Source organism: Salinivibrio sp. ML290 (genome assembly GCF_001995695.1).
Classification (GTDB): domain Bacteria; phylum Pseudomonadota; class Gammaproteobacteria; order Enterobacterales; family Vibrionaceae; genus Salinivibrio; species Salinivibrio siamensis.
On record NZ_MUEY01000006.1, the window covers coordinates 90,925 to 115,993 of the forward strand.

The following is a 25,069-nucleotide window of genomic DNA, read 5'->3' on the forward strand; positions in this document are numbered from 1 at the left end:
TGACGTGAAAAAGTGGTTGTTATCGATAGTCTTGCTGATGGTGGCGATGCCAAGCCTCGCCGCACGCATCAAAGATGTGGCGGAGGTCGCAGGGGTACGCAGTAACACCCTAACCGGCTATGGCTTGGTGGTGGGGTTACCCGGTACAGGTGAAAGCACGCCCTTTACCGATCAAAGCTTTAAGTCGATGCTGGAAAACTTTGGCATCCAATTGCCGCCAGATATCAATCCTCAATCAGCTAACATTGCCGCCGTTGCCGTCACCGCTGACTTGCCCGCGTTTGCAAAACAAGGTCAAAAACTTGACGTTACCGTGTCGTCGATTGGTTCGGCAGAGAGCTTACGTGGTGGCACCTTGTTACAAACTTTTCTCAAAGGCTTGGATGGTAATGTCTATGCGACCGCACAAGGAAACTTGATTGTAGGCGGTTTTAGCGCCACCGGTGCTGATGGCTCTCAGTTGGTGGGCAACACCCCAACCGTTGGACGGATCACTAATGGCGCGTCCGTTGAGCGGGAAGTTCCTAATCCTTTTGGTCGTGGTGATTACCTGACTTTCAACTTATTCCAATCCGACTTTACTACCGCACAGCGTATGGCGGATGCGGTTAATCGCTTTCTTGGTCCGTCAACCGCATCAGCTATGGATGCAACCTCAGTGAGAGTCAGAGCGCCGCGTGATGTTAGCCAGCGTGTGGCTTTCTTATCAACGGTTGAAAATATTGAGTTTCAGCCGGGTGATGCGGCAGCGAAAATAATCGTTAATTCTCGCACTGGCACGATTGTGGTCGGGCAAAATGTGCGCCTTCGCCCTGCGGCGATCACCCATGGCGGCATGACGGTCTCGATCCAAGAAGACTTCAATGTTGATCAGCCTAATCCATTAGGTGGCGGTGAAGCTGTGGTCACGCCTGATACCGAGATCAATGTTGAGGAAGAGCAAGGGCGGATGTTCCACTTTAAACCTGGCGTGACATTAGACGACTTAGTCCGCGCCGTGAATGGCGTTGGTGCTGCCCCCTCCGATCTCATGGCGATTCTGCAAGCGCTGAAACAAGCTGGGGCCATTGATGGCCAATTGATAGTGATATAGGGCAACGCATGAAATCTCCTGTTGATAGTCAATTTGTACACGATATAAGCCAGCTCGACTCACTACGTCGCCAAGCCGTGAAAGGGGAAGAAGGGGATGAGCAAGCGGCGTTGCGTTCAGCCGCCGAGCAGTTCGAGTCCTTATTTACCCAGATGCTGTTCAAGTCAATGCGTGATGCCAATGAGGCGTTTGAGTCTGACTTAATCGACGATCGTACCTCGAAGTTTTATGAGCAGATGGCCGATGAACAAATGGCCAGTGAACTAAGCCGAGAGGGCTCACTGGGCCTCGCGGATATGATTGTTGAACAATTAGGCAAAGCGCAAGGCGACAGCCAGCCAGATATGAATGAAGCGGCTCGCGCGTCGGCGCAATCTTTGCCGTTGGATCAAAACCGTAGTCGAGAGGCAGCAGAAAAAGCGATTGCGGCGCTCGATAGTCAGTCTATCGCGCCGCCAGTCGCTAGCACCCCTGCGCCCCAACGTTCAGAAGGCTTCGATTCGCCTGATTCCTTTGTGAACACGCTGGCACCGCATGCTCGTCGCGCGGCTCGCGCGTTAGGCACGGATCCGGCGATTATTCTTGCTCAAGCAGCACTAGAAACCGGTTGGGGGAAAAAGGTTATCGCCAATGCCCGCGATAACAGTCATAACTTGTTTAATATAAAAGCGGATCAACGTTGGGGAGGCGATAAAGTCGCCACACAAACCCTGGAAGTGTATGACGGGATCCCGGTCAAAGAAACGGCAAGCTTTCGGTCGTACCCCTCCTATCAAGAGAGTTTTGACGATTTCGTCTCATTTTTGCGTGACAACCCGCGCTATGAGCAAGCTTTATCGCAATCTGCGCAACCTGAACAGTTTATTCGGGCGCTTCATCAAGCCGGATATGCCACCGATCCGGAATATGCCGATAAAGTCATTCGTGTGCTCGACCAAGTGCGTGGCATGATGGACTAAGGCGGCGGCAGGCAAGAGCTTGCCGTTTTTACTTCATCTTGCTTCAATTGTACTCTTGAACTCCTTAATACATTGTTTTAATGAGACAATAACTCAAATTCACTCCTTGGCTCAATTTTTGCTTAACCCCTAGTATCTCGTTTTAATTGCCGGGTTATTTGGAGGCACAATGGGCTTGGACCTGCTTTCCCTTGGGTCGCAAGGCGTACTGACTGCGCAGCGACAGCTGAATACAACAGGTCACAATATCTCTAACGTGAATACGGAGGGATATAGTCGTCAGTCGGTTGAGCAAAAAACCAATGATGTCCAGTTTTGGGGCGGCAATAACTACGGCACCGGTGTCCATGCCGCGGCAATACGCCGCAACTATGACAAGTTTGCGGTCAACGAGTTAAATGTCTCGACGTCAAACCTTTCTCATGCTGCTGCCCGCAATGAACAGCTTGGGCGGCTTGACGATATGATGGCGCATTCGGCCAAAAAAATACCCGAGAATATGAACGAATTTTATGGGGCGGTCAAAGGGCTGGCAGATAGCCCCAGCGACATGGGCGCTCGTAAAGTCGTGCTCGAGAAAGCGCGTATGGTCGCTTCTGGTATGAACGATGTTTATGGTGTGTTGCAGCAGCAATCAATTGATACGTCCTCGCAAATTGATGCCACCGTCAAACGAATGAATGACATTGGTCAAGAGTTGGTGGATGTGCATAAAGCCATACTGAAAACGCCCGCCGAAGCCAATGACTTGCTAGACCGGCATGACAAGCTGATCCGAGAGCTCTCTGAATATACCCAAGTGAGCGTAAACGCGCGAGAAGATGGGCTATTCAACGTGATTATCGGCAGTGGCCATATGTTGGTGTCTGGCATGAATAGCAGTGAATTGACCACCTTGCCGGGTAAGCCTGACCATCAAGAGCGTCGTTTGGCGTTGGTGGAAGGGAAGACAGTGAAAGCGATTTCTAATCAAGACATCCGCGGCAAACTCGGGGCATTGTTTGAATATCGTGATGATACCTTAGGACAAGCGCGAGACGAATTAGGTCGGATGGCCATTGGCTTTTCCCAATCCCTCAATGACTTACAGAGTCAGGGTTTTGATCTGAATGGGGAAGTGGGAAAGAATATTTTCACTGACTTTAACAATGACCGTATTGCCAGCGCCCGAGTGATCCAAAACGGCGACTCTACCGCTGACTTAAAAGTCTATATCGATGATCTTCAGCAGCTCAAACGGGGCGATTATCAACTGAAATTTGATGGCACCCAATATACCCTGACATCACCGGATGGAAAGCAATCGACGGTGACACCGAGTGGCACCCCGCCTAGTTTTAATGTCGATGGAATGCGAGTGCAAGTGGATGCCGGCTTGGCGGCCAATGAACGCGTATTGATTCGTCCCGCTCGCTCAGCGGCAGGGCAAATGCGTGTGACCATGGAAGATCCGGCAGATATCGCGGCGCAAAGTTATGTCAGTGCAAGCTCGGTGAGCCATGGCGACGGTGATGTACGAATTCTACAAGCCGGTGGACAAAAAGAGTTTCAAGTGCGGATCTCCCCCGATGGTAGCCAATTTGCGGTGACCGACCCTAAGGGGCAAGTCTTGGTCGCGCCACAGGCCTACCCACCGGGTGGACCGGTTGATGTCAATGGCACCATCATTGAGATCAATGATAAAGCCGCCCCCGATGATGTCCTGGCTATCAGCTTGATCCCGGCTGATGGTGACAATAGTAATCTTATCCGTATGCAGGAGCTGCAAACGGAAAAACTAATGGATAACGGTCGCTCGACGGTGCTCGATGTCTATGAGGGACTAAGTACCGATCTTGGGGTGCAAAAAGCCTCTTATGAGCGTCTGCAAGATGTCAGTATGGTTGAACACGATGCCGCAGAAAGTCGTGTGGCGGAAGTGTCTGGGGTGAACCTGGATGAAGAAGCGGCCAATATGATGAAGTTTCAGCGCGCGTACATGGCGGCGTCACGGATTATGACCGCCGCTAACGAAACATTTGACTCTCTGCTCAATGCAACGCGATAAGGTAGGACAGTATGATTAGTCGTATTGCCAGCTTTCACAATTACCAGTCGGTCTCCAACGACATTATGCGTCAGAATGTGAAGGTGCAGGATAACCAAGAGCAGATGGCGACGGGGAAACGTGTTATTACATCCGGTGATGATCCGGTGTCGTCTATCTACATTCAAAACTTTCGCCAGCAAGATGAGCAGATTGACCAATTTATTGACTCGATAACGTTAGCGCGAAACCGACAAACTCGCGAAGAAATCGCGATTGATGAGTCCGAACAGCTCATGGACGGCGCGAAACGCAAAGTGATGGCGATGATCAACGGCTCGTTATCGGTGGAAGATCGCACCGCGCATCGGCAAGATTTGCAAGGGATGTTTGATAACTTTATGGACTTGGTGAACACCAAGGATGAGTCAGGCAATTTCTTGTTTTCTGGTACCCAAACCAGTACGCAGCCTTTTTATCGTGATAGCCAAGGCAACGTGCGTTATGCGGGGGATAGTTACTTTCGTACGGCCCAAGTAGCCCCAGCGGTAGAAGTGCCGACGTCTGATCCAGGCGATAAACTGTTTATGGAAATTGATAACCCTTTTGGTGATTATCAGCCTGAATACGATCTTGAAGACGGGTCTTTACTGCTGATGGCGAAAGCGGAAAATACCAATGATGCGGATACCTCTAACTATTCGGTGTCTTTTGACGTTAATGCGAGTGGAGACACCACCTACTCGTTGATGCAAGATGGTACTGAGGTCAGTGCCGGGCTCTATGATCCTCAAAACGGCGTTGAGTGGAACACGCTGAAAATGACTTTCGAGGGTGAGATGAAGCCAGGTGATACCATTAACCTTGAAAGGCAAGACAGTTTTAACGTTTTTGATTCGTTTAAAAATGGTGCCGCGCTGTCTTATGCCGATATTGACGATGCGTCTGCCACAGCAGAACTCCACCAAGTGACCGAACAGTTTGCAGCAGCCTTCAAGCATTTGAACAAGGCTCGTTCAGAAGTGGGAACACGACTGACCACCTTAGATAGGCAAGAAAGTATGCACAAAGACTTCAAGTTGGTACTCAACCGCTCACTGGGCACCATGGAAGACCTAGACTATACCCAGGCGGCCATCGATATGAACGAGGACATGCTCGCGCTGCAAGCGTCCCAACAGGCCTTTGCCAAAACGAAAGATCTCTCGCTGTTTAATTATATCTAACCCAAAGCGTAAGCCTTTGGTGGCCACAAGATGCCGAGGATAAGAGAAAAACGGGGTCGCATCAGCGGCCCCGTTTTGTATCCGTTTAGACTTGCAGTCTCATCCTTTAGGGGCAGAGGTCACTCACCATACGGTGTGCCATGGCATCGAGCAGGGGTTGCTTATCTTTGAGCATGGGCGGATAACTGAACGCGTACTCATGGTTCCCCGGCATCGCGTCAGGGGTTTGCATATCACTGTGCTGATGGCCGGCAAAAAACACATAACATGGGGTGCCAACGGCGACGGTCAGCCTGTGTACCGCTGTCCCTGCGGTAAACACACCAGACAATTGTTTGATTGTGTGCGCCGTCCCCATAAAGTCATTTTTAAGATCCAGTCCCGGCAAGGAGACGATCTCGACCCCCGTTTGTTTCTTAATTTTACTGAGTTCTTTATCACACTCGCCATATTGCAAATTGACAAATTGGGCGTCAGGGCAAAGCTGGCGCATGGTTTTTATCCAGCCAGCCAATTCATCCGCGACCAAATAGTGAATATTACGGGTGGCGGCGGCGAGGCCACTTCGCCAACACACGCCAAACACGGGCCCGTGTTGATGTAGCTCGGCTAACGGGGCGATCCAAGGCGCATCGGCGGTGACATCTGGGACAATGTAGGTTTGGTGATATAAATGGCGCCCAAAGTGTTGGTAGCACAGGCCCGCCAACGAGCCACCGGCAATCCAACTATCAATATCGGCTAGGACATGCTCTGGCACAAAAATGTCTTTCCCGTCAGTACGAGAAATGGGCACAATTTCCGTGCTGGGGAAAGCTTGGCGTATTAGGGGCTCTAAGCGGGGATCACAGCCGACATACACTTTCCGAGCGCGTTCAACCACCATGGCAACATTGTGAAAATAAGCCAGTTCATCCCCAACCCCTTGCTCGGGCATGATAAGCACGGCATCGGTTTTTGGCCGAGATAAATCCCAACGGGGTAAGTTGCCGTGATATTTGAGGCGGCGACCGCATTCAATCCCAGCTTCATTGGCTTGGTAGAATTTCTCCCAGGCCATTTGCGTACGATAGACAAACGCCAGGTTAAATCGCAGTGCCTGATCATCCGGCTGCGCCGATAGCAATGCTTCTAGACGATGCTGTGCTTGCTCAATATCGCCCATATACCAATCAAGCTCGCCCAGTTGTGCTTGTAACGTATTGGCTTGCTTATCCTTGACATGATTGAGTGCCTTGAGGTGGATCTGGTAGCAATCGGTTAATTTATCTTGGGTAAATTGATGGTGCTGCTTGAGCAGTTCGAAGGTCGCACGGGCATAGGCATAGTGTAATTCACCGCGCTCAGGTTCATCACGCAAACATTGTTWGGCCAGTTTACTTGCTTCTAGCCAGTTAGCTTCATTGAGATAAACCACCAGGAGTTGACGCAAAAATGCCGTGTCTTGCGTTTGCTTATAGGTCGTTAAACAGCGCTGGCGCGCGCTGGCATACTCCCCCAGTCCGGCTTCTGCGCGGATGAGTAGCAGTTGCCAAACTGGATGAGCCTGTGCTTTTTCACTGCCACGTAGTAGCAATTGTTGTGCTTTGCCGAACGCTTTCTGATCCAATGCTTGTTGCGCCAATGCCATCAGCGCCGGTGGGTAATCCGGCTCCAGCGTGAGTATGGTTTGGTAAAGCTGCTCAGCTTGGTCACTATGCCCATCAGCGACCAAATTAGCCGCCACTGACAAGGTTTTGTTAATTTCATCGGCCAGCCCTTGGTTTTTTAGCTGGTGGAGCTCGTCACGCAAAGCATGCGTTCGACGACTTTCTCCCTGTAGGCCGAGCTTGGCCGTTAACTGCTCACGCAAATTAAGGATGTCTTGGTTCGTCGGAGCGGCGGCAAACAATGTCTCAACAAGTTCCATGGCCGCGTGATTATGCCCTTGTTGCGTCAATAGCTGTGCCTTATCGAACAACAAAGACAGATCGTTAGGGGCATGCTCAAGCGCGTGGTCAAGGTGAGCCATTGCTTGCGTGTGTTGCCCCGCTTCCGCATCCAATACGGCCAGCACTTGCCGCACTTGCACGGTATCGGGTGCGTGGCTCAGTATTTGCTCGAACACTTGCCGCGCGTCGGTTTTCTTCCCTTCTTGGTAAAGACGAATCCCGAGCTGGAAGGCGTCATCCAGCGTCATATTAGTGTGGCCGTCATTGTCTTGCGTCATCGGTTACATCGTCCTGTTATCCGTGAGAGCCTCGCGTATTACCGCAAGAGGCTGGCGAGCATCGATAAGCCAATAATTTAGCAAAAAATATGCCTCGCGTCCGGCTGTTGAGCGAAGTTGGCCGCTAACTTGCAGGCTAACGCTCACATAGACGGCAAAAAGCTAGGCGAGGCATTGCCGCACCTTGCCGCCAAGCACAGAAAAGCGGCAGCGTTTTTTGAATCAATTTTGGCTGTTAGTACAACGAAAAGCATTTAACATTATGATTTTTAATGATTTATAAAAGTTGGCACACATATTGTATTTATTCGAACAAGCGGCCAGTTTTTGAACGGGCTGATTTTGAAACTGATTAACAAGCTGTTCCCGCAGCACCGCCAAACACAGTGCAACACGTCGCGGGTAGGCTGTTTCGCAAAGCAAGCGAAAGTCAAAGGAGAGCAAAATGGGTGTAACAGTTAACACCAACGTGTCTGCGATGACTGCGCAGCGTTACCTGAATAAAGCGACCGATGAGTTGAATAATTCAATGGAACGTCTGTCGTCAGGTAGCCGAATTAACAGTGCTAAAGACGACGCGGCGGGTTTGCAGATCTCTAACCGTTTGGTTGCCCAAACACGAGGCCTTGATGTGGCAATGCGAAACGCCAATGATGGTATTTCTATTGCGCAGACTGCCGAAGGGGCAATGCAGGAATCGACTAACATTTTGCAGCGTATGCGGGATCTTTCCCTCCAGTCTGCAAACGGTGCCAATGGTAAATCTGAGCGTGTCGCTATCCAAGAAGAGGTAGAAGCACTGAAAGATGAGCTTAACCGGATTGCTGAAACCACGGCGTTTGGTGGCCGTCGATTGCTTAATGGCTCGTTTGGTGAAGCCTCGTTCCAAATTGGTGCGGATGCCGGTGAGGCGATCATCATGGGACTATCGAGTATTCGCGCTGATGATTTCCGCATGGGTGGGGTCGAGTTCACGGGTACTCAGCCAAAATCGGCAGGGTGGGAAGTCGATCCTGCGGCGGCAACGTTGCAGCTGCAGTTTACTACTAAAGATGGCCAAAACGTGAGCATGGCCATCGCCGCGAAAGCGGGTGATGATGTCGAGGAGCTGGCCAGTTACATTAATGGTCAGTCTGGCGAAATGTTAACCGCCTCAGTCGATGAAGAGGGTCAACTTCAAGTCTTTATCGAAGAGCACAAAGTTGAAGGTGCGGTGACCTTTGGTGGCGGACTGGCGACCTCGTTGGGGATGGTGTCTGGCAATGGTGATTTGGTCACCGCCGCCGACCTCGATGTGTCGGATGTTGGTGGCGCGCAAATGGCCGTTGGGGTGATTGATTCGGCTATGCGCTATATTGACAGCCAACGTGCGGACTTGGGTGCCAAGCAAAACCGACTTAGCCACACCATTAGCAACTTGTCGAATATTCAGGAAAACGTGGCGGCATCGAATAGCCGGATCCGCGATACCGACTTTGCCCGAGAGACCACGGCAATGACCAAAGGGCAGATCTTGCAGCAGGCGGGCACCTCCATGTTGGCGCAAGCGAAACAGATGCCACAAGCGGCACTGAACCTTCTGCAATAATTCTCTTCATATCAACACACTAAAAGCGGCAATGGGTTGCCGCTTTTTTTGTGCCATTTTTTCGCAAAATCTTGCTAAAGATATTTCTCCTTTGGGCGTTAACCTTCATAGCGCCTTACGGCAGTGGTGTAAATGCACCGCCAAGCACCGACAAAAAAAGCTAAAGCTTTCTCAACGTGCGCCGCTAAATGGGTTGTGAACAATTTTGATACTGGTTTTCCCTGGTCAGCTGGGCGAAGCCGGACCTAGAACCAAAGGAGAATAGTTATGGCTATTACTGTTAACACTAACGTCCCTGCGATGACTGCTCAGCGTTATTTGAATAACTCAACGGATGCGCTGAACAACTCGATGGAGCGTTTGTCATCCGGTTCTCGCATTAACAGTGCTAAAGACGACGCGGCAGGCCTTCAGATTTCTAACCGTTTGATGGCACAAAGCAGTGGTTTGGGCGTGGCTGTACGAAATGCGAATGACGGCATCTCAATGGCGCAAACCGCTGAAGGTGCGATGGAAGAGTCAAGCAACATCTTGCAACGTATGCGTGACTTGTCACTGCAATCAGCTAACGGTGCCAACGGTGACTCTGAACGTGCTGCAATCCAAGAAGAGGTTGTTGCGCTGAAAGACGAACTGAACCGTATCGCAGAAACCACCTCGTTTGGTGGGGCGAAACTGCTTAACGGTACCTTCGGTACGCGCTCTTTCCAAGTGGGTGCAGACGCCGGTGAAGCTGTGATGATGGAGTTTAAAAACATCCGTGCAGACCACAGTGAAATGGGTGGGGCAAGCTTTACGGCGGCTAACGCAAAATCAGCAGGTTGGACGGCGACTGCCGGTGCCACCATGGCAATCAATATCACTAACGCTGACGGCACGTCTACGTCTATCAACGTGACGGCCAAAGGCGGAGATGATATTGAAGAGATCGCTACTTACATCAATGGTCAATCTCAAGACAAGCTGAGCGCGTCTGTGACTGAAGATGGCGAGCTGCAAATCGTAACCGGTGCTGGATCAGATGCGACCTTCACGGGGGCCTTGGCAACATCGCTAGCGATGGGGACCAAAGTAGATGAAACCATTAAAGATGTTGATGTTTCGTCTATGGGTGGTGCGCAAAAAGCCGTGGGTATGATTGATAATGCAATGCAGTTTATCGACTCTCACCGTGCGGAATTGGGTGCGAAGCAAAACCGCTTGAGCCACACCATTGCCAACTTGGATAACGTTAATGAAAACGTCTCGGCCTCTAACAGCCGTATCCGTGATGTGGACTTTGCCAAAGAAACAACCAACTTGACCAAGTCACAAATCTTGCAGCAATCTGGTACCTCTATTTTGGCGCAAGCCAAGCAGGCACCACAAGCCGCACTGAGCTTGCTCGGTTAAACCATTCACGAGTGGCGGCCTAATCGCCGCCGCTACGTTTTGGGAGGTGAATAGCGATGGACATTTCATCCGTTACAAATTCATCCCTGCCGCACTCAGTACACTCTGATGGCACAAAGGTTGCTAGAGATGTAAGAGTTGGAAAAGTACGCCCAGATCCGGTCAGCCAGCACCAGCAGGCAGAGCGTCGTGAGGCGAGAGAGTCAATGCAACAACGCCGTGTAGAGCAGTCACAGCGCATTGAGGAAAATCGTCAGCTACAACGCAAACAACTGGAGAAGTTGGTAGAGCGGCTCGATGAGTTTATGTCCGACTTTAACAAGGGGCTCGCATTCCGTTTGGATGAAGACACAGGACGCAGTGTGATCACCGTTTATGAAATGAACAGTGGTGACATTATCCGTCAGATCCCAGAGCAGGAAATGTTAGAGCTTGCTAAGCAATTGTCGCAACACGCGCGAGGGCTTGTCACAGAAAAGGTATAACGAGGTGAGAGAGTCGTTATGAGTGTTAAGGCAGCAGGCATGGGCGGTGGCATGGATATCAACTCCATGGTCACTAAAATCGTGGATGCTGAGCGTGCACCCAAACAAGAGCGTATCGTCAAACGCATGAATGATGTCGAAACCGACATCAGTGCGTTTGGCCGCTTAAAAGAATCTCTCGATAAACTCAAAACCCAAATGTACGATTTTCGTCGCAATGAAGGTTTTGCGGCGAGAACCACATCAGTTAGCAATCCAGACGCACTTGGCGCCAGCGCGACGCCAGATGCCATCCCCGGTCGTTATCAAATCGATGTTCAGCAACTCGCGGGTGCACACAAGCTTGTGTCACCGGGCGTTGATGCTGATGCGTCTTTAGGTAGTGGCAAGCTCACTATTACCATGGGTAATCGCACCAGCGTGATTGATGTTCCCCAAGGCAAAGACAGCTTGGCAGACATCGTGCGTGCGATTAATAGCGATCCGAAAAATCCCGGTGTACAAGCGTCGCTTATCCAAGATGATAGCGGCGCACGCATGGTGTTGAATGGCAATAAAACGGGCGCGGATAATCAGGTGGAAGTCAGTGTTGATGCGCAAGTGGGGAGTGCGCTTCATCAGTTAGGCTTCAAAGCGGGACAAGCCAATAACGGCATGGCACAAATGCAAGCTGCACAAGATGCCAAGATACTGATTGATGGTATCGCATCAGTCTCCAGTGCCACGAACACCTTTGATAATGCCATCGAAGGCGTATCACTGGAAGTCGCGCAAACCAGTGATAAGCCGTTGGCACTCGCCGTTGAACATGACCGAGAGTCTGTACGTTCGACCATTACGTCGTTCGTTGATAATTACAATGCGTTTTTCCGTGTCTCGCAAGCGGTCAGTAAGTATGACCCTGAGACCCAGCAAGGTGGCCCTTTGGTGGGGGAAAGTGTCATTCGAACGGCAACCAGTCGATTGCGCAATCTTTTCTCGTCACCGATTGAGCAAGCCCCGGAGGGAATGAAAACCCTGAGCGAGCTTGGTGTCACTACCACTATGGACGGTCGTCTAGAAGTCGACAACAAGGTGCTTGATCGGCAACTGCGTCAAAACTTTAACGCATTGGAAGGTTTTTTTGGTGGTAATGATGGCTTTGCGCGTCAGCTTGAACAAGTCGTTGGCGGCTTTACCGGCGCGGGTGGTGCGATCAGTAATCGTGAAAACACATTGTCAGAGCAAAAACTTCGCCTTCGTGATGACCAACGAGAGTTAGACCGCCGCATGGAAAACTTAGAGTCGCGCACCATGCAGCGCTTTTCTGCGATGGAAGAAGCCACCTCGCAAATGCGTTCACAGTTACAAGCTATGCAAAACATTATGCCGGGTTAATGATGACCCAGGTATCCGAATGGCTCGACGCACTCGAGCAGATTGATGAAGCAATTGCGCAGCAATTGAACATGAGTGACATTGATTCAGAAAAACTGGCTCAGCAATTGCATGACAGACAAGCGTTGCTTGAGCAGATTGCAGCGTCGCCACAAGCGCCGAATCAACAGCAATGGTCTCAGGCGTTAGCAAGAACAGAAACGCTCATTGATGCACTCGAGGGGCAGAAAGCCGATGCTGCCAAGCGCTTGTTACAGCAGCGCAAGGGGAAGCAGTCTGTGCAGCTGTATAAGAAATTTCAATAAGTGAGGAAGACTATGAGAGGCTCACTACAGGCCTACAAGAAGGTCTCGGTTGACAGTCAATTAAGCGCTGCGTCGCCTCATAAGGTTATCCAAATGCTGATGGCCGGCGCGATTGAGCGCTTAATTCAAGGCAAAGCTGCCATGGCACAAGGCGACTTATCCGTCAAAGGTGAGCGGTTAGGTAAAGCGTTAGATATCATTATTAATCTACGTGCATGTCTATCAATGGATGATGGCGGCGATATTGCTGATAACTTAGACGCCATCTATGACTTTATGATTCGTCAGGTGAGTACCGCGAATTTGGAAAACAAACCGGAACCCATCGACGATGTGATTGAGCTGTTAAGAGAGATAAAATCCGCTTGGGACCAGATCCCTTCCGAATACCATAATATGACTCAAGCGACCAGTTAAACTGCCTATCAAACCACTGACATGGCACTGGAGTCACAGGTTTACTGTGTCTCCGGTTGCCTTATGCGCGTTCTCTATTACAATGTCTTGATTAAAATTGAGATTGTTGTTGCTTAAAAGCGACACAATTATAAAAAGTTATCAGGGCAGACGTATCTCACACATGCAAGATTTAGCAAAGATCCTCGTTATCGATGACGATGACCAGTTTCGTCACGATCTCGGCGTGATACTCGACTTTATCGGCGAGCGTTACGCGCTTCACTCGACCACAGATGTCAGTGATGCACTTTGGGAGCAAAACTGGGGCGCATGTTTTCTTGGCCACGTCCGCTCGACACCGTTACTTGAAAAAGTACTTGAGCAGCTTGCTACCTATCATCACGTGCCTGTGATTGCGATTCGACGCCACGATCGTGAGCTTTCAGGGTTACCTAACTATGTGGGTGAACTTGGGCTACCTTTGAACTACCCGCAATTATTCGATGCACTCCATCATTGCCGCGAGTTTGCCGGTAAACAGGCTTTCAGTATTCCACAGTTGTCTGGCGATAATACCGCCTTTCATAATATGGTGGGCAAAAGCGATGCCATCGAACAGGTCCGTCATCTTATTGAACAGGTCGCTTTTACCGAAGCCAGTGTTTTGATCCTCGGTGAATCCGGTACCGGAAAAGAAGTGGTGGCGCGTCATATTCACCATGCCTCATCGCGCGCGTCTGGCCCCTTTGTGCCCGTCAATTGTGGGGCGATTCCAGGAGAGCTGTTAGAAAGCGAACTCTTCGGTCACGAGAAAGGTGCCTTTACGGGCGCGATTTCAGCGCGTAAAGGGCGCTTCGAACTGGCGGAAGGCGGAACGCTGTTTTTGGATGAAATCGGCGACATGCCGATGCCAATGCAAGTCAAATTGTTACGTGTGTTGCAAGAACGGACGTTTGAGCGAGTGGGAGGCAACAAAAGCATTCGCGCCAATGTTCGCGTCGTTGCCGCGACCCACCGTACGCTAGAAACCATGATCAAAGAAGGTGAGTTTCGAGAAGATTTGTATTATCGACTCAATGTCTTTCCTATCGAAATGCCAGCGCTGCGCGAGCGAATTGATGATATTCCGCTATTGATCCATGAGCTCATGTCTCGTCTCGATGTGGAAGGTAATGGTCGGATCCATATTTCACCTCGCGCGATTAATTCGCTGATGGAGCATGAGTGGCCAGGCAATGTACGCGAGCTGGCTAATCTCATTGAACGTTTGGTTATCTTGTATCCTGGGCAAATGGTCGATGTGAACCATTTGCCAGCTAAATATCGCTACAGTGATATCCCTGAATTCCAGCCTGAGGCCTATTCGGTCGAAGATACTGAAATGGCGGAGCGTGATGCGCTAACGGCGATGTTTCATGAGCCGGACGAACCTGCTTTCGAAGAGGATATGCCAGGCTTTGCAGATAGCCCAGGACTCACAAGCTTGCCGCCTGAGGGGGTTAACTTGAAAGAAACCCTCGCCGAGGTTGAGATTGATTTGATTAAGCAGGCGCTAGAGGCGCAGTCTGGTGTGGTTGCTAGGGCGGCTGACATGCTGAGTATGCGGCGAACGACACTGGTAGAAAAGATGCGAAAGTACGGATTGAATAAGGAAGAATTAATCTAGAACGACGAGGCGTCAAAAAGCGGAGTCAAAAAAATGACTTCGCTTTTTTGTCTTCAACTAGCTGATAATATTAGTTATTTTTATGGCATAATCTCTGCTTAAGTGAGTAAAACCTTGATCGAAATGTGTGTTGCCTAAATGGAAACCCAATCTTCGCCACTGGGATCAGTGGATCAACAAGTCACTCGGTATAAGCAAGTTCTCGATGTGATGCCAGCAGGCGTGATTTTGCTTGATGCGAATGGCCGTGTCGCTGAAGCCAATCCAGAGGCACATCGCCTTCTTGGGGAACCGCTTACTCAGCAGCGATGGTTTGATGTGATTCAACGCGCATTCTCGCCGCGAGATGATGATGGACATGAAGTCTCTCTCAAAGATGGTCGTCGGGTGAAGCTTGCCATTTCTGCGTCCGATTCAGGGCAACTTATCTTGATCACCGACATGACAGAAACCCGTTTATTGCAGTCGCGCGTCAGTGATCTGCAACGGCTATCGTCGTTGGGGAAAATGGTGGCGTCGCTGGCGCACCAAGTGCGTACGCCGCTATCTAGCGCGATTTTATATGCGTCGAATCTTGGCGCGCCCAACCTCAACGATGCAACACGGCAGCGGTTTCAATTCAAACTGTTAGACCGGCTACATGACTTGGAAAAGCAAGTGAATGATATGTTGTTGTTTGCGAAGGGTGGCGACAACAAAGTGGTTAAAGTGTTTACCGTTGAGCAGTTGTTTAACGAGTTCGAGCCGATGGTGGATGCGGTGATTCAAGGTCACGATGTTGACTTTGCCATCAACAGTGATGATGAGAGTCTTGCGTTGCTCGGTAACCCCAATGCATTGGCCAGCGCGCTGAGTAACTTGGTCGTCAATGCCGTTCAAGTGGCAGGCAAGGGCTGCCAAGTTGTGGTTGATTCGCGCCAACAAGGCGATAATTTATTGCTGTCTGTTGCGGACAATGGTCCTGGGATTGCGCCTGAACTGCAAGCGAAAGTTTTAGAGCCTTTTTTTACTACACGACAGCAAGGTACAGGTCTTGGCCTCGCCGTTGTGCAAATGGTGTGTCATGCCCATGATGGCAAGCTCACCTTACAATCGGAGCCTGAAAAAGGGGCCTGTTTTACATTGTGTTTGCCGCTCGCCAAGGGTGTAGCGGCAGAGCAGGGTAAGAGCGTAGGAGAAACACAATGAGCCAAACCACAGTGCTAATCGTTGAAGATGATGAAGGTTTGCGCGAGGCGCTGGTCGATACCCTAGCCTTGGCGGGATACCATTGGCGTGAGGCGGACAGTGCAGAGCAAGCCCTAGTGACACTCAAAGCCGAGCCGATTGATATTGTTGTTTCAGATGTACAGATGGCGGGTATGGATGGCTTGGCGCTTTTGCGCTCAATCAAAACACATATGCCGAATTTACCCGTTTTGCTCATGACGGCTTATGCCAACATTGAGGATGCGGTCGCTGCCATGAAAGAGGGGGCGATCGACTATATGGCCAAACCCTTTGCGCCTGAAGTGCTACTTAATATGGTCAGTCGCTACGCCCCGGTTAAAAGTGACGACTCGGATGCCATTGCAGAGGATCCTAAAAGCGTCGCCTTGTTAGCCTTGGCCGATAAGGTTGCCAACACTGATGCCAACGTGATGATCCTTGGACCCTCAGGGTCGGGTAAAGAAGTGATGGCGCGCTATATCCATGACCATTCTACCCGCGCGAGTGCCCCGTTTGTCGCGATTAACTGTGCCGCGATTCCAGAAAACATGCTGGAAGCAACCCTTTTTGGCTATGAAAAAGGGGCGTTTACCGGTGCTGTGCAAGCGTGTCCGGGAAAATTTGAGCAAGCCCAAGGTGGCACTATCTTATTGGATGAAATCAGTGAGATGGATTTGGGGCTACAAGCCAAACTGCTCCGTGTGTTACAAGAGCGAGAGGTGGAACGCCTCGGGGGTCGCAAAAGCATTCAGCTTGACTTGCGCGTGCTTGCTACTAGCAACCGCGATCTAAAAGACTATGTTGCCCAAGGACACTTTCGTGAAGACTTATATTACCGTCTGAATGTGTTTCCCATCACGTGGCCTGCGTTATATGAACGCCCAGGTGACATCATCCCGTTGGCAAACTATTTATTATCACGGCATTGTCAAAAACAAGGTCTCCCTTGCCCAAGCATACAGCCTGACGCTGAGCAAAAGTTGTTGAATTACACCTGGCCGGGCAATGTCAGGGAGCTTGATAACGTGATGCAGCGTGCCTTGATACTGGCAACCCAATCTCATATTCAAGCGACAGATATTTTACTTGAAGGGCAAGWCTGGCAAGATGCCTCGAGTTTACAAAGTAAGGTGATGGATAGCCAATCAACCGTTTCGGCGACAACGCCATCTTCAGTAGCGAGTCATGATGCGATGGAAGCGCAGTCTAATGGTGCAGGGTTAGGCAATGAATTACGTGATCAGGAGTTTTCCATCATACTGGAGACCATTCGAGCCTGTGAGGGGCGGCGTAAAGATGTGGCAGAGCGCTTAGGGATCAGCCCCAGGACACTGCGCTATAAGCTCGCCAAAATGCGCGACGCCGGAATTGATATTCCCCAGTAATCACCCAAAGTCGTCAGCCTTTGCGAAAGTGGTCTCAAAGTTGCACATGGTAAGATGACTGATGAAAATCTGACTGAATTGACAAAATATTGACACAGGAAGGATCGACGATGAAAGCGAATGCCTTGACGCAAGAGATGCAAGCCATGGCGGCAGCGGCGAAGAATGTCTCTCAGCCTGCAACCGGTCAACAAGTCAGCCAAGAATTTGGCGATATGCTTGCCAGTGCGATTAACCATGTAAATGGATTGCAAAAGACGTCGGGTGAGCTTGCCACACGGTTCGATGAAGGTGACCGCAATGTAAGCTTATCGGATGTCATGATTGCTCGAAACAAGTCGAGTGTGGCGTTTGATGCCACCGTACAAACGCGCAACAAGTTAGTTGAGGCGTATAAAGAACTCATGAATATGCCTGTTTAATGTAGGAATTAATCAGTGGCTGAAGAGAACCAAAACACCGATCTGGCGGTTTCAGATGGCGCAGCAGCACTGCCATCAACCGATGCGGCATTAGACGCAGAGCAAAGCACGCAAGATCCGGACGCATCAGAGCAGTCAGCATCGTCAAACTCGATATTTGGCGATCTCGACATGGTGCGCCAGTTGATCTTGGTGTTAGCGGTTGCGATTTGTGTCGCGCTGATCATGATGCTGTTTTTTTGGGTGCAGGAACCCGAAATGCGGCCACTGGGTACGTACGAAACAGAAGAGCTGATCCCTGTTTTGGATCACCTTGACCAAAACAAAGTAGAATACCAGTTGGATGGTAATACCATCCGTGTCCCCTCAAGCGATTATTCCTCGATTCGTCTCGGTTTAACCCGGGTAGGGCTGAATACCAGCACGGCCGAAGGCGATGAAATTTTGCTCAATGACATGGGTTTTGGCGTCTCGCAAAAACTCGAGCAAGAACGTTTAAAACTTAGCCGTGAGCGACAGCTCGCCGCCGCGATTGAAGAAGTGCGGCAAGTGCGAAAAGCACGTGTCTTGTTAGCGATGCCCAAACAGAGTGTCTTTGTGCGCCACAATCAAGAGGCGTCGGCCACGGTATTCTTAACCTTGGGAGGGACGAACACCTTGGGTCAAGAGGAAGTGGACTCCATCGTTGATATGGTCGCCTCTGCCGTCCCCTCGCTAAAACCTACGCGCGTCACCGTTACCGACCAACATGGTCGCTTGCTAAATTCTGGCAGTGAAGATCCTGCGTCAGCGGCGCGGCGCAAAGAGTACGAATTGGAGCGTAAACAAGAACGTCAATTGCGCGAAAAAATCGACTCAATACTGATCCCCGTATTAGGGCTGGGCAACTATACCTCGCAAGTCGACGTGTCACTGGATTTCAGTTCGTTAGAAGAAACGCAGCGTCAGTTTAACCCCAACACACCGGCAACACGCAGCGAATATACGCGCGAAGATTATAATGGCTCGGATCGTGTAGCGGGTATTCCAGGGGCGTTAAGCAACCAACCGCCGGCCGATGCCTCCATTCCGGAAGATGTCAGGGACCTTAAAAATGGTGCAGGTGGTACCGGCTCAGTGAGCCGTGAAGCCACCCGCAACTTTGAACTCGACACCACCATTCGCCACCGACGCGCACAGTCAGGCGTTATTGATCGGCAAACTGTTTCTGTGGCGGTGAACTTTAAACAAAGTGTCGATCCTGAAACCGGGGATACGGTCAAGCAGCCGTTGTCAGACGATGAATTGGCCAAAATCCGCCGTCTCTTAATGGGCGGGGTGGGCTTTAGCGAACAACGTGGGGATGTACTTGAAGTCATCGCCGTCCCGTTTGTTGAGCCAGAGCAAGCGGCAGAGCAAGATGTGCCGATTTGGGATCATCCCAACTTTAATGACTGGGTACGGTGGTTAGCGGCCGCCTTGGTGATCATTGTCATTATCGTGGTGTTGGTGCGTCCAGCGATGAAAAAGCTGCTTTATCCAAATACCGACGAAGATGGCAATACCGTGGGGCCCAATGGCGAAATCCTTGGCCCAGATGGCTTACCTATCACCCCAGATGGGGATGATGTTGGCTTGATAGGCTCTGAGCTTGACGGTTCTAGCAACTTTGCGATGTCAGCGTCGGATGTGGAGCTGCCAAACTTACATAAAGATGAAGACTTGTTAAAAGCGGTGCGGGCGCTGGTGGCCAATGAGCCAGACTTGGCCGCACAAGCGGTGAAAAATTGGGTAACCGAAGATGGCAAATGAAGTCGCAACCACAGGCGGTGATGAGCAAGCTGGCTCAAACTTCGATATCAGCTCGTTGAGTGGGATTGAAAAAGCCGCCATTTTGCTGCTCAGTTTAAGTGAACAAGACGCCGCGAGTATCATTCGCCACCTTGAGCCGAAACAGGTTCAACGGGTGGGCGCGGCCATGACCTCGATGACTGACCTTAATTCGGACAAAGTGGCTGCCGTCCATCGTGCTTTTTTGGAGGAAATCCAAAAATACACCTCGATTGGGATGGGGAGTGAAGACTTTGTGCGCAACGCCCTGGTGGCAGCCTTGGGTGAGGACAAAGCGAATAACTTGGTCGATCAGATCTTGTTGGGTAGCGGCTCGAAAGGCTTAGACTCACTGAAATGGATGGATCCGCGCCAAGTGGCCAGCATTATTATCAACGAGCACCCGCAAATCCAAACTATCGTCTTATCCTATTTGGATCCCGAGCACTCGGCAGAGATCCTCTCGCAATTTGTAGAGCGTGACCGTCTCGATTTAATGATGCGGATTGCCAACCTTGAAGAAGTGCAACCAGCCGCGCTCCATGAGCTGAATGAGATCATGGAGAAACAGTTTGCAGGTCAAGCAGGGGCACAAGCGGCCAAAATTGGTGGCTTGAAAGCGGCAGCGGAAATCATGAACTACATGGACAATAGCGTCGAAGGGGTGTTGATGGACTCGATTCGCGATCAAGACGAAGAGATGGCCTCACAAATCCAAGACTTGATGTTCGTGTTTGATAACTTGATTGATGTGGACGATCGCGGCGTACAAACCTTACTACGTGATGTACCACAAGAAGTGCTGCAAAAAGCGCTCAAAGGGGCGGAAGATAACTTGCGCGAGAAAATCTATCGCAACATGTCTAAACGTGCAGCAGAAATGTTGCAAGATGATATCGAAGCCATGGGGCCAATCCGGGTTTCAGACGTGGAAGGGGCGCAGAAAGAGATTCTATCTGTCGCACGCCGTCTCGCTGATGCAGGTGAAATCATGCTTACCGGAGGCGGCGGCGATGAATTCGTCTAAGTCGTTTTTGTAAGGGGCAACGATGAGTTTAGAAAAACGCCGTGGCTATATCCGCGTCGATGAGGCCGATGCTGAAAGCATTGATAGGTGGGCACTGCCCCCTTACAACGAAGGCGAAAACCTGCCCAAAGAGACCGCACTCAATTACGATCCCAGTTGGGAGCCGGACGTTGAGGTGGAGCCGGAGGAAAACGAGCCAGCCCCCGAACCTTTAACCGCCGATGCCCTCGATGCTATTCGCCAGCAGGGCTATGACGAAGGGTATGAAGAAGGCAAGCAGCTGGGGCATGCTGAGGGGCTCGAAGCCGGTTTAGAACAAGGGCATGAGAAAGGCCATGAAGAAGGAAAAAAGGCGGGGTTTGAGCAAGGCCTTGCCGATGGACAAGCGCTAATTGAAGCGCGTTGCCAGCAGCTTGACAGTATTCTCAATCAGCTAAGTCATCCATTAGAAAAGCTGGATATCGATGTCGAGCAACAACTGTTGATGATGGTCCAGACCTTGACGAAATCATTGACAGGCGTGGAGCTAGACACTAATCCTCAGGTGATTCTACACACCTTACGGGCCGCCATTGCCGCTTTGCCAGTGGCTGACCACCCGGTTACTGCTGCTTTGCATCCAGATGACTATGCCATTGTCACCGATGCGTATGACGACGATATGCTGGCTGCCCGCGACTGGACTTTGCAATCAGAGCCCGCACTCTCGCGTGGAGACGTCCATGTAAAAGCCAAAGATTCAGTGGTCGACTATCGCTATGCTGACCGCGTGGACGCGTTATTAAGAGAGTTTCAAGGGCAGAATCAACCCCGGCAATCCACGCCATCAGACGGCGCAACGGTAGAGCCTGTTGATACCGGCGCCTATGCCAACGAATCAGCGACCGCTGAGCGCGAGCCGTCGAGTGACGAACCCGTTGAGCAAGACGCCACGGCCACGACGCAAGATGAACCCACATCGACTGAGGATCCAGGGCAATCATAATGAGCCAACTCGCTGAGCGGTTAAAACAATGTCAGCTTGATAATTTAGCCCCCAAGCCAGTGGCGTCGGGCAAATTGGTGCGTATGGTTGGGCTGACACTTGAAGCGATAGGCTGTCGCGCGCCCATTGGGTCTGTTTGTTCGGTTGAAACCCTTAATGGCACCATTGAAGCCGAAGTCGTGGGATTTGCCGACGAACTTTTATATCTGATGCCCAACGAGCAAGTATCAGGCGTATTGCCAGGTGCAAGAGTGACGCCTTTGTCTGAACGCAGTCAACTCTCGGTGGGTATGGAGCTGTTGGGACGTGTTATTGATGGCATGGGTAATCCACTGGACGGTAAAGGCGACATCTACACGGATAAACAGGCGAGCTTGGAGGGCATGCCCATTAACCCCTTATCACGTCAACCCATCCGTGAGCCGCTTGATGTTGGCATCAAAGCGATCAATGGTCTTTTGACGGTGGGGAAAGGGCAGCGTATCGGCTTGTTTGCCGGCTCTGGGGTGGGTAAATCTGTCACCTTAGGGATGATGACACGCGGTACCACTGCACAAGTGGTGGTCGTGGGGTTGATTGGTGAGCGTGGCCGAGAAGTGAAAGAGTTTATCGATGATATCCTCGGAGAAGAAGGCCGTGCCCGAGCGGTAGTGGTTGCCGCGCCTGCCGACGCCTCACCGCTGGTGCGGTTAAAAGGCTGCCAAACGGCGTTGACCATTGCTGAGTATTTTCGCGATCTGGGTCTTGATGTTCTCTTATTGATGGACTCGTTAACGCGGTTTGCGCAGGCTCAGCGCGAAATTGCGTTGTCAGTGGGCGAGCCACCCGCGACCAAAGGGTATCCGCCTTCGGTGTTTGCGCGCTTACCCTCACTGGTTGAGCGCGCGGGGAACGGTGCCGTTGGACAGGGGTCGATCACGGCCTTTTTTACCGTGCTGACCGAGGGGGATGATTTACAAGACCCCATTGCCGATGCAGCACGAGCGATACTCGATGGTCATATTGTGCTATCGCGCGAGTTAGCAGATAGCGGTCATTATCCTGCCATTGATGTTGAGCGTTCAGTGAGTCGAGTGATGCCCAATATTACCAGCGATGAGCAAATTCTGATGTCGAAAGCGGTGCGGCAAGTGTTGTCCGTGTGCCGTAAAAACCAAGATCTGGTCTCGATAGGCGCCTACAAACCTGGCAGTGATGCGGCGGTTGATCAGGCGTTTAGCTTGAAGCCCAAGCTCGACAATTACCTGCAGCAAGGGATCAAAGAAGTGGTTCCTTTTGATATGTGTGTCAACATGTTGCGTTCAACCTTACAGGGGTAACCGATGGCCGATCACGCACTTCAGTTGCTGTTAGACAAGGCGCAAGAAGATGAAAAGCAGGCCCAGCTCAGTGTAAGCGCGGCTCAGCAATCACTTGATGATTACTATCGCCAGTTGGAGCAAATTGAACAGTACCGGCTTGAGTATTGCCGTCAGATGTCTGAGCGTGGTCAGTCAGGCTTATCGGCCAGCGCCTTTGGTCATTTAAATAAATTCATTGTTCAGCTTGATGAAACCTTGGCAAAACAAAGAGATGCAGAGCATCAATTTAAAGATCATTTAGAGCAGTGCCGTCAGACATGGCAACAAACCCGCCAGCACCGGCAATCACTAGAGTGGCTGATAGAAAAACGAGAACGTGAGGAAGCAGAGCGTGCTCGTTACCAAGAACAACGACAAATGGATGAAATGGCAGCGATTATCGCACGTCGACGCCCCTCGTCCTTCTCTTCACAATAAAATGGCGCGATAATTGCTTTCTCATTACCGACGCGCCAGCTGATGCCAAGCTGACGCATAGGTAACCATAGGTAATGATGAGAAACTTATGACGCAGTCAATGCTGACACTTTCCAATGTTTCGAGTAAAACCCTGTCTGCGCCGAGTGAGGGCGCGTCCAGCGAGGTGAAAGGAGAGCAAAGTGCCGGCTTTTTGTCCGCTTTGCATCAATCCCTCGATGGAAGTGAAGGACAAGGGGAGTCTATCAAGCTAACCCCTGATGGCAAAACCTTACTCGTCGATGGTCAGGCCATTGATGCGGAAGTCATGTTGGCTGACGGTGTTTTCAGCGAGGCGGAGATGGAAAAAATTGCCGATATGACGGCAATGGAAGAAAGCCAATCTTTATTAATGCGTTTGAATCAAGCGGCGGACATGCTTACTGGCAAAACCTTGCCTGCCGGTGGGGATACCACGGCATTATCTGCCGATGCATTACCGATGAGCGACGCTGACAGTAACGCGCGAGTAGACCTACAGGGTCAAGAGGGTGAAGTAGACAAACAAGCACTGCTTGCCGAACTCTCTAAAGCGCTGCCGGATGAGGTTTCCGCGGAGGAGGTATTGGCACAGTTATCGCCCGAACAACTCGCCGCGTTAGTCGCCCAGGTTAAAGCCACGCAAGATCGTGGCGCCGCATTGGAACAAGGTGCTGGGCGCCAAGTGGCGCTTGATAGCAGTGGTGAGATGCCTAAAGGGGGGCAATCTCTCCCAGTGGATGGGTCGGCGATCAAATGGGCGGCCATGAAGGCGCAGCAGGAGAGTCAACATGGGGCTGCCGCCGCTAAGATGGCGCCCGGTGAGTCTGCCTTAGGCGATGCTGCGTCAGCCAACAAAGAGTCTGCGCTCAAAGATTTGTTGGCCAAAGAAGGGGCGACGACGAAAACGAACGAGCTGGCTGATAAGCTGCGACAGGCGACTGGCCTACCACAAAATATGGCAAACCCTGACGTAAAAGGTGGCGCAACAGGCAACCCGAATGCCGCTTCTATGTTAGCCGGGCAAAATGAACGGTCAGACCATGTCAGTAAAGCGGCATTGAAAGCGATGGCAGAACAGGCGGTTCAAACTGACGCCGCATCAGCTGCAGGCAGCGCTGCAAGCGCGGCGGAAGGGGCCTCACGAGGCGAGAGCTTGGCCCAGCAATTGGCAAGCAGTCTAGGCACACCAAGCGCGAACGCAGCGACAGCACGACAAGATATTCAGGTCGCTCAAACTGCGCAGGCCCCGCTACCTTTGGGGCAAACACCTAGCGACGCGGGCGCGGCACTGACTGAGCGAATCAATGTCATGTTGTCTAAAAACCTCAAGCAAGTGGATATTCGTCTCGACCCACCCGAGCTTGGACGCATGCAAATTAAGTTGGGGATAAACAACGACCAAGCCTCTGTGCATATCACGGTGGCGAACCAGCAAGCGCGTGATGCTGTCGAGCAAGCGATGCCAAGATTGCGCGATATGTTGCAGCAACAAGGGCTACAGTTAGCCCAGGGGTCGGTTCAACAGCAAGACAGTGGTGCACAACAGATGGCCTCTGGCCAGCATGGCGATGGTGCTGGCACTGCAGGTGGGGCACCACGTGGCACGACAGGGCCGGATGATGGCGATGATGCCATGCTAGCCGGGCAAACGCTGAACGTCTCACACAGTGATCGCGCCGTCGATTACTACGCTTAAATAACAAGGAGC

At 51.2% G+C, this 25,069-nt stretch carries 20 protein-coding genes and 2 pseudogenes; 21 read left to right on the forward strand and 1 reads right to left on the reverse strand.

Features of this window, described 5'->3' with window-relative positions; all coding sequences use genetic code 11:
* The first annotated feature begins 37 nt into the window (after nucleotides 1–37).
* The 4 genes from BZG23_RS07250 to flgL all read left to right on the forward strand — a co-directional run bounded on the left by BZG23_RS07250 (nucleotide 38) and on the right by flgL (nucleotide 5,304).
* The gene (locus BZG23_RS07250; RefSeq protein WP_369795706.1) at nucleotides 38–1,093 is read left to right on the forward strand and encodes a flagellar basal body P-ring protein FlgI; all 1,056 of its coding nucleotides are present in this window, start codon (nucleotides 38–40) and stop codon (nucleotides 1,091–1,093) included.
* An 8-nt stretch (nucleotides 1,094–1,101) separates the two neighbouring features.
* Complete coding sequence (gene flgJ / locus BZG23_RS07255; RefSeq protein ID WP_046074961.1) at nucleotides 1,102–2,052, forward strand: flagellar assembly peptidoglycan hydrolase FlgJ; 951 nt, start codon at nucleotides 1,102–1,104, stop codon at nucleotides 2,050–2,052.
* Between the two features lie 169 nt (nucleotides 2,053–2,221).
* On the forward strand, nucleotides 2,222–4,099 hold the full coding sequence (gene flgK, locus BZG23_RS07260; RefSeq protein ID WP_077577999.1) for a flagellar hook-associated protein FlgK: 1,878 nt from the start codon (nucleotides 2,222–2,224) through the stop codon (nucleotides 4,097–4,099).
* Nucleotides 4,100–4,110: 11 nt separating this feature from the next.
* Complete coding sequence (gene flgL, locus BZG23_RS07265) at nucleotides 4,111–5,304, forward strand: flagellar hook-associated protein FlgL (RefSeq protein ID WP_046074959.1); 1,194 nt, start codon at nucleotides 4,111–4,113, stop codon at nucleotides 5,302–5,304.
* Between the two features lie 106 nt (nucleotides 5,305–5,410).
* On the opposite strand, the gene BZG23_RS07270 is transcribed toward flgL, so the two are convergent.
* The gene (locus BZG23_RS07270) at nucleotides 5,411–7,513 is read right to left on the reverse strand and encodes a tetratricopeptide repeat protein (protein WP_077606534.1); all 2,103 of its coding nucleotides are present in this window, start codon (nucleotides 7,511–7,513) and stop codon (nucleotides 5,411–5,413) included.
* A gap of 445 nt (nucleotides 7,514–7,958) precedes the next feature.
* Here BZG23_RS07270 and BZG23_RS07275 point away from each other — a divergent pair, with 445 nt between their 5' ends.
* The 17 genes and pseudogenes from BZG23_RS07275 (at nucleotide 7,959) to BZG23_RS07350 (ending at nucleotide 25,057) form a co-directional block, all read left to right on the forward strand.
* The gene (locus BZG23_RS07275; protein ID WP_046074957.1) at nucleotides 7,959–9,101 is read left to right on the forward strand and encodes a flagellin; all 1,143 of its coding nucleotides are present in this window, start codon (nucleotides 7,959–7,961) and stop codon (nucleotides 9,099–9,101) included.
* A 267-nt stretch (nucleotides 9,102–9,368) separates the two neighbouring features.
* Nucleotides 9,369–10,493: a flagellin gene (locus BZG23_RS07280; protein WP_077578001.1), complete on the forward strand. Its 1,125-nt coding sequence runs from the start codon at nucleotides 9,369–9,371 to the stop codon at nucleotides 10,491–10,493.
* Between the two features lie 56 nt (nucleotides 10,494–10,549).
* Nucleotides 10,550–10,978: a flagellar protein FlaG gene (locus BZG23_RS07285; protein WP_046074955.1), complete on the forward strand. Its 429-nt coding sequence runs from the start codon at nucleotides 10,550–10,552 to the stop codon at nucleotides 10,976–10,978.
* Nucleotides 10,979–10,996: 18 nt separating this feature from the next.
* Nucleotides 10,997–12,355 carry a flagellar filament capping protein FliD gene (fliD, locus tag BZG23_RS07290; RefSeq protein ID WP_077606535.1) on the forward strand — a complete coding sequence of 453 codons (1,359 nt, stop codon included), beginning with the start codon at nucleotides 10,997–10,999 and terminating at the stop codon, nucleotides 12,353–12,355.
* Nucleotides 12,355–12,660, forward strand: a complete 306-nt coding sequence (locus BZG23_RS07295) for a hypothetical protein (RefSeq protein ID WP_077606536.1) — start codon at nucleotides 12,355–12,357, stop codon at nucleotides 12,658–12,660. Before fliD ends, BZG23_RS07295 begins: the two co-directional genes overlap by 1 nt.
* Before the next feature lie 12 nt (nucleotides 12,661–12,672).
* Nucleotides 12,673–13,077, forward strand: a complete 405-nt coding sequence (gene fliS, locus BZG23_RS07300; RefSeq protein ID WP_046074953.1) for a flagellar export chaperone FliS — start codon at nucleotides 12,673–12,675, stop codon at nucleotides 13,075–13,077.
* A gap of 163 nt (nucleotides 13,078–13,240) precedes the next feature.
* Nucleotides 13,241–14,725 (forward strand): sigma-54 dependent transcriptional regulator, encoded by a 1,485-nt coding sequence (locus BZG23_RS07305; protein WP_046074952.1) that lies wholly within the window; start codon nucleotides 13,241–13,243, stop codon nucleotides 14,723–14,725.
* Nucleotides 14,726–14,863: 138 nt separating this feature from the next.
* The gene (locus BZG23_RS07310; RefSeq protein WP_046074951.1) at nucleotides 14,864–15,913 is read left to right on the forward strand and encodes a sensor histidine kinase; all 1,050 of its coding nucleotides are present in this window, start codon (nucleotides 14,864–14,866) and stop codon (nucleotides 15,911–15,913) included.
* Nucleotides 15,910–17,067: pseudogene (locus BZG23_RS07315) on the forward strand (sigma-54-dependent transcriptional regulator); the annotation flags it as partial. The gene BZG23_RS07310 and the pseudogene BZG23_RS07315, both read left to right, overlap by 4 nt.
* Before the next feature lie 78 nt (nucleotides 17,068–17,145).
* Nucleotides 17,146–17,319: pseudogene (locus BZG23_RS16925) on the forward strand (helix-turn-helix domain-containing protein); the annotation flags it as partial.
* A 110-nt stretch (nucleotides 17,320–17,429) separates the two neighbouring features.
* Entirely contained in the window at nucleotides 17,430–17,741 is a 312-nt protein-coding gene (fliE, locus tag BZG23_RS07320) for a flagellar hook-basal body complex protein FliE (protein ID WP_046074949.1), read from the forward strand.
* 15 nt (nucleotides 17,742–17,756) lie between these two features.
* The gene (gene fliF / locus BZG23_RS07325) at nucleotides 17,757–19,532 is read left to right on the forward strand and encodes a flagellar basal-body MS-ring/collar protein FliF (protein ID WP_077578003.1); all 1,776 of its coding nucleotides are present in this window, start codon (nucleotides 17,757–17,759) and stop codon (nucleotides 19,530–19,532) included.
* Nucleotides 19,522–20,577 (forward strand): flagellar motor switch protein FliG, encoded by a 1,056-nt coding sequence (gene fliG, locus BZG23_RS07330; RefSeq protein ID WP_046074947.1) that lies wholly within the window; start codon nucleotides 19,522–19,524, stop codon nucleotides 20,575–20,577. The genes fliF and fliG overlap by 11 nt, the downstream gene beginning before the upstream one ends.
* A gap of 22 nt (nucleotides 20,578–20,599) precedes the next feature.
* Entirely contained in the window at nucleotides 20,600–21,562 is a 963-nt protein-coding gene (locus tag BZG23_RS07335; protein ID WP_077606538.1) for a flagellar assembly protein FliH, read from the forward strand.
* Nucleotides 21,562–22,881 carry a flagellar protein export ATPase FliI gene (gene fliI, locus BZG23_RS07340; RefSeq protein WP_046074945.1) on the forward strand — a complete coding sequence of 440 codons (1,320 nt, stop codon included), beginning with the start codon at nucleotides 21,562–21,564 and terminating at the stop codon, nucleotides 22,879–22,881. Before BZG23_RS07335 ends, fliI begins: the two co-directional genes overlap by 1 nt.
* A gap of 3 nt (nucleotides 22,882–22,884) precedes the next feature.
* A complete protein-coding gene (gene fliJ, locus BZG23_RS07345; protein WP_077606539.1) occupies nucleotides 22,885–23,340 on the forward strand; it encodes a flagellar export protein FliJ in 456 nt (151 codons plus the stop codon).
* Between the two features lie 88 nt (nucleotides 23,341–23,428).
* Nucleotides 23,429–25,057, forward strand: coding sequence for a flagellar hook-length control protein FliK (locus BZG23_RS07350; protein WP_077606540.1), 1,629 nt, complete (start codon nucleotides 23,429–23,431; stop codon nucleotides 25,055–25,057).
* Nucleotides 25,058–25,069 lie beyond the last annotated feature (12 nt).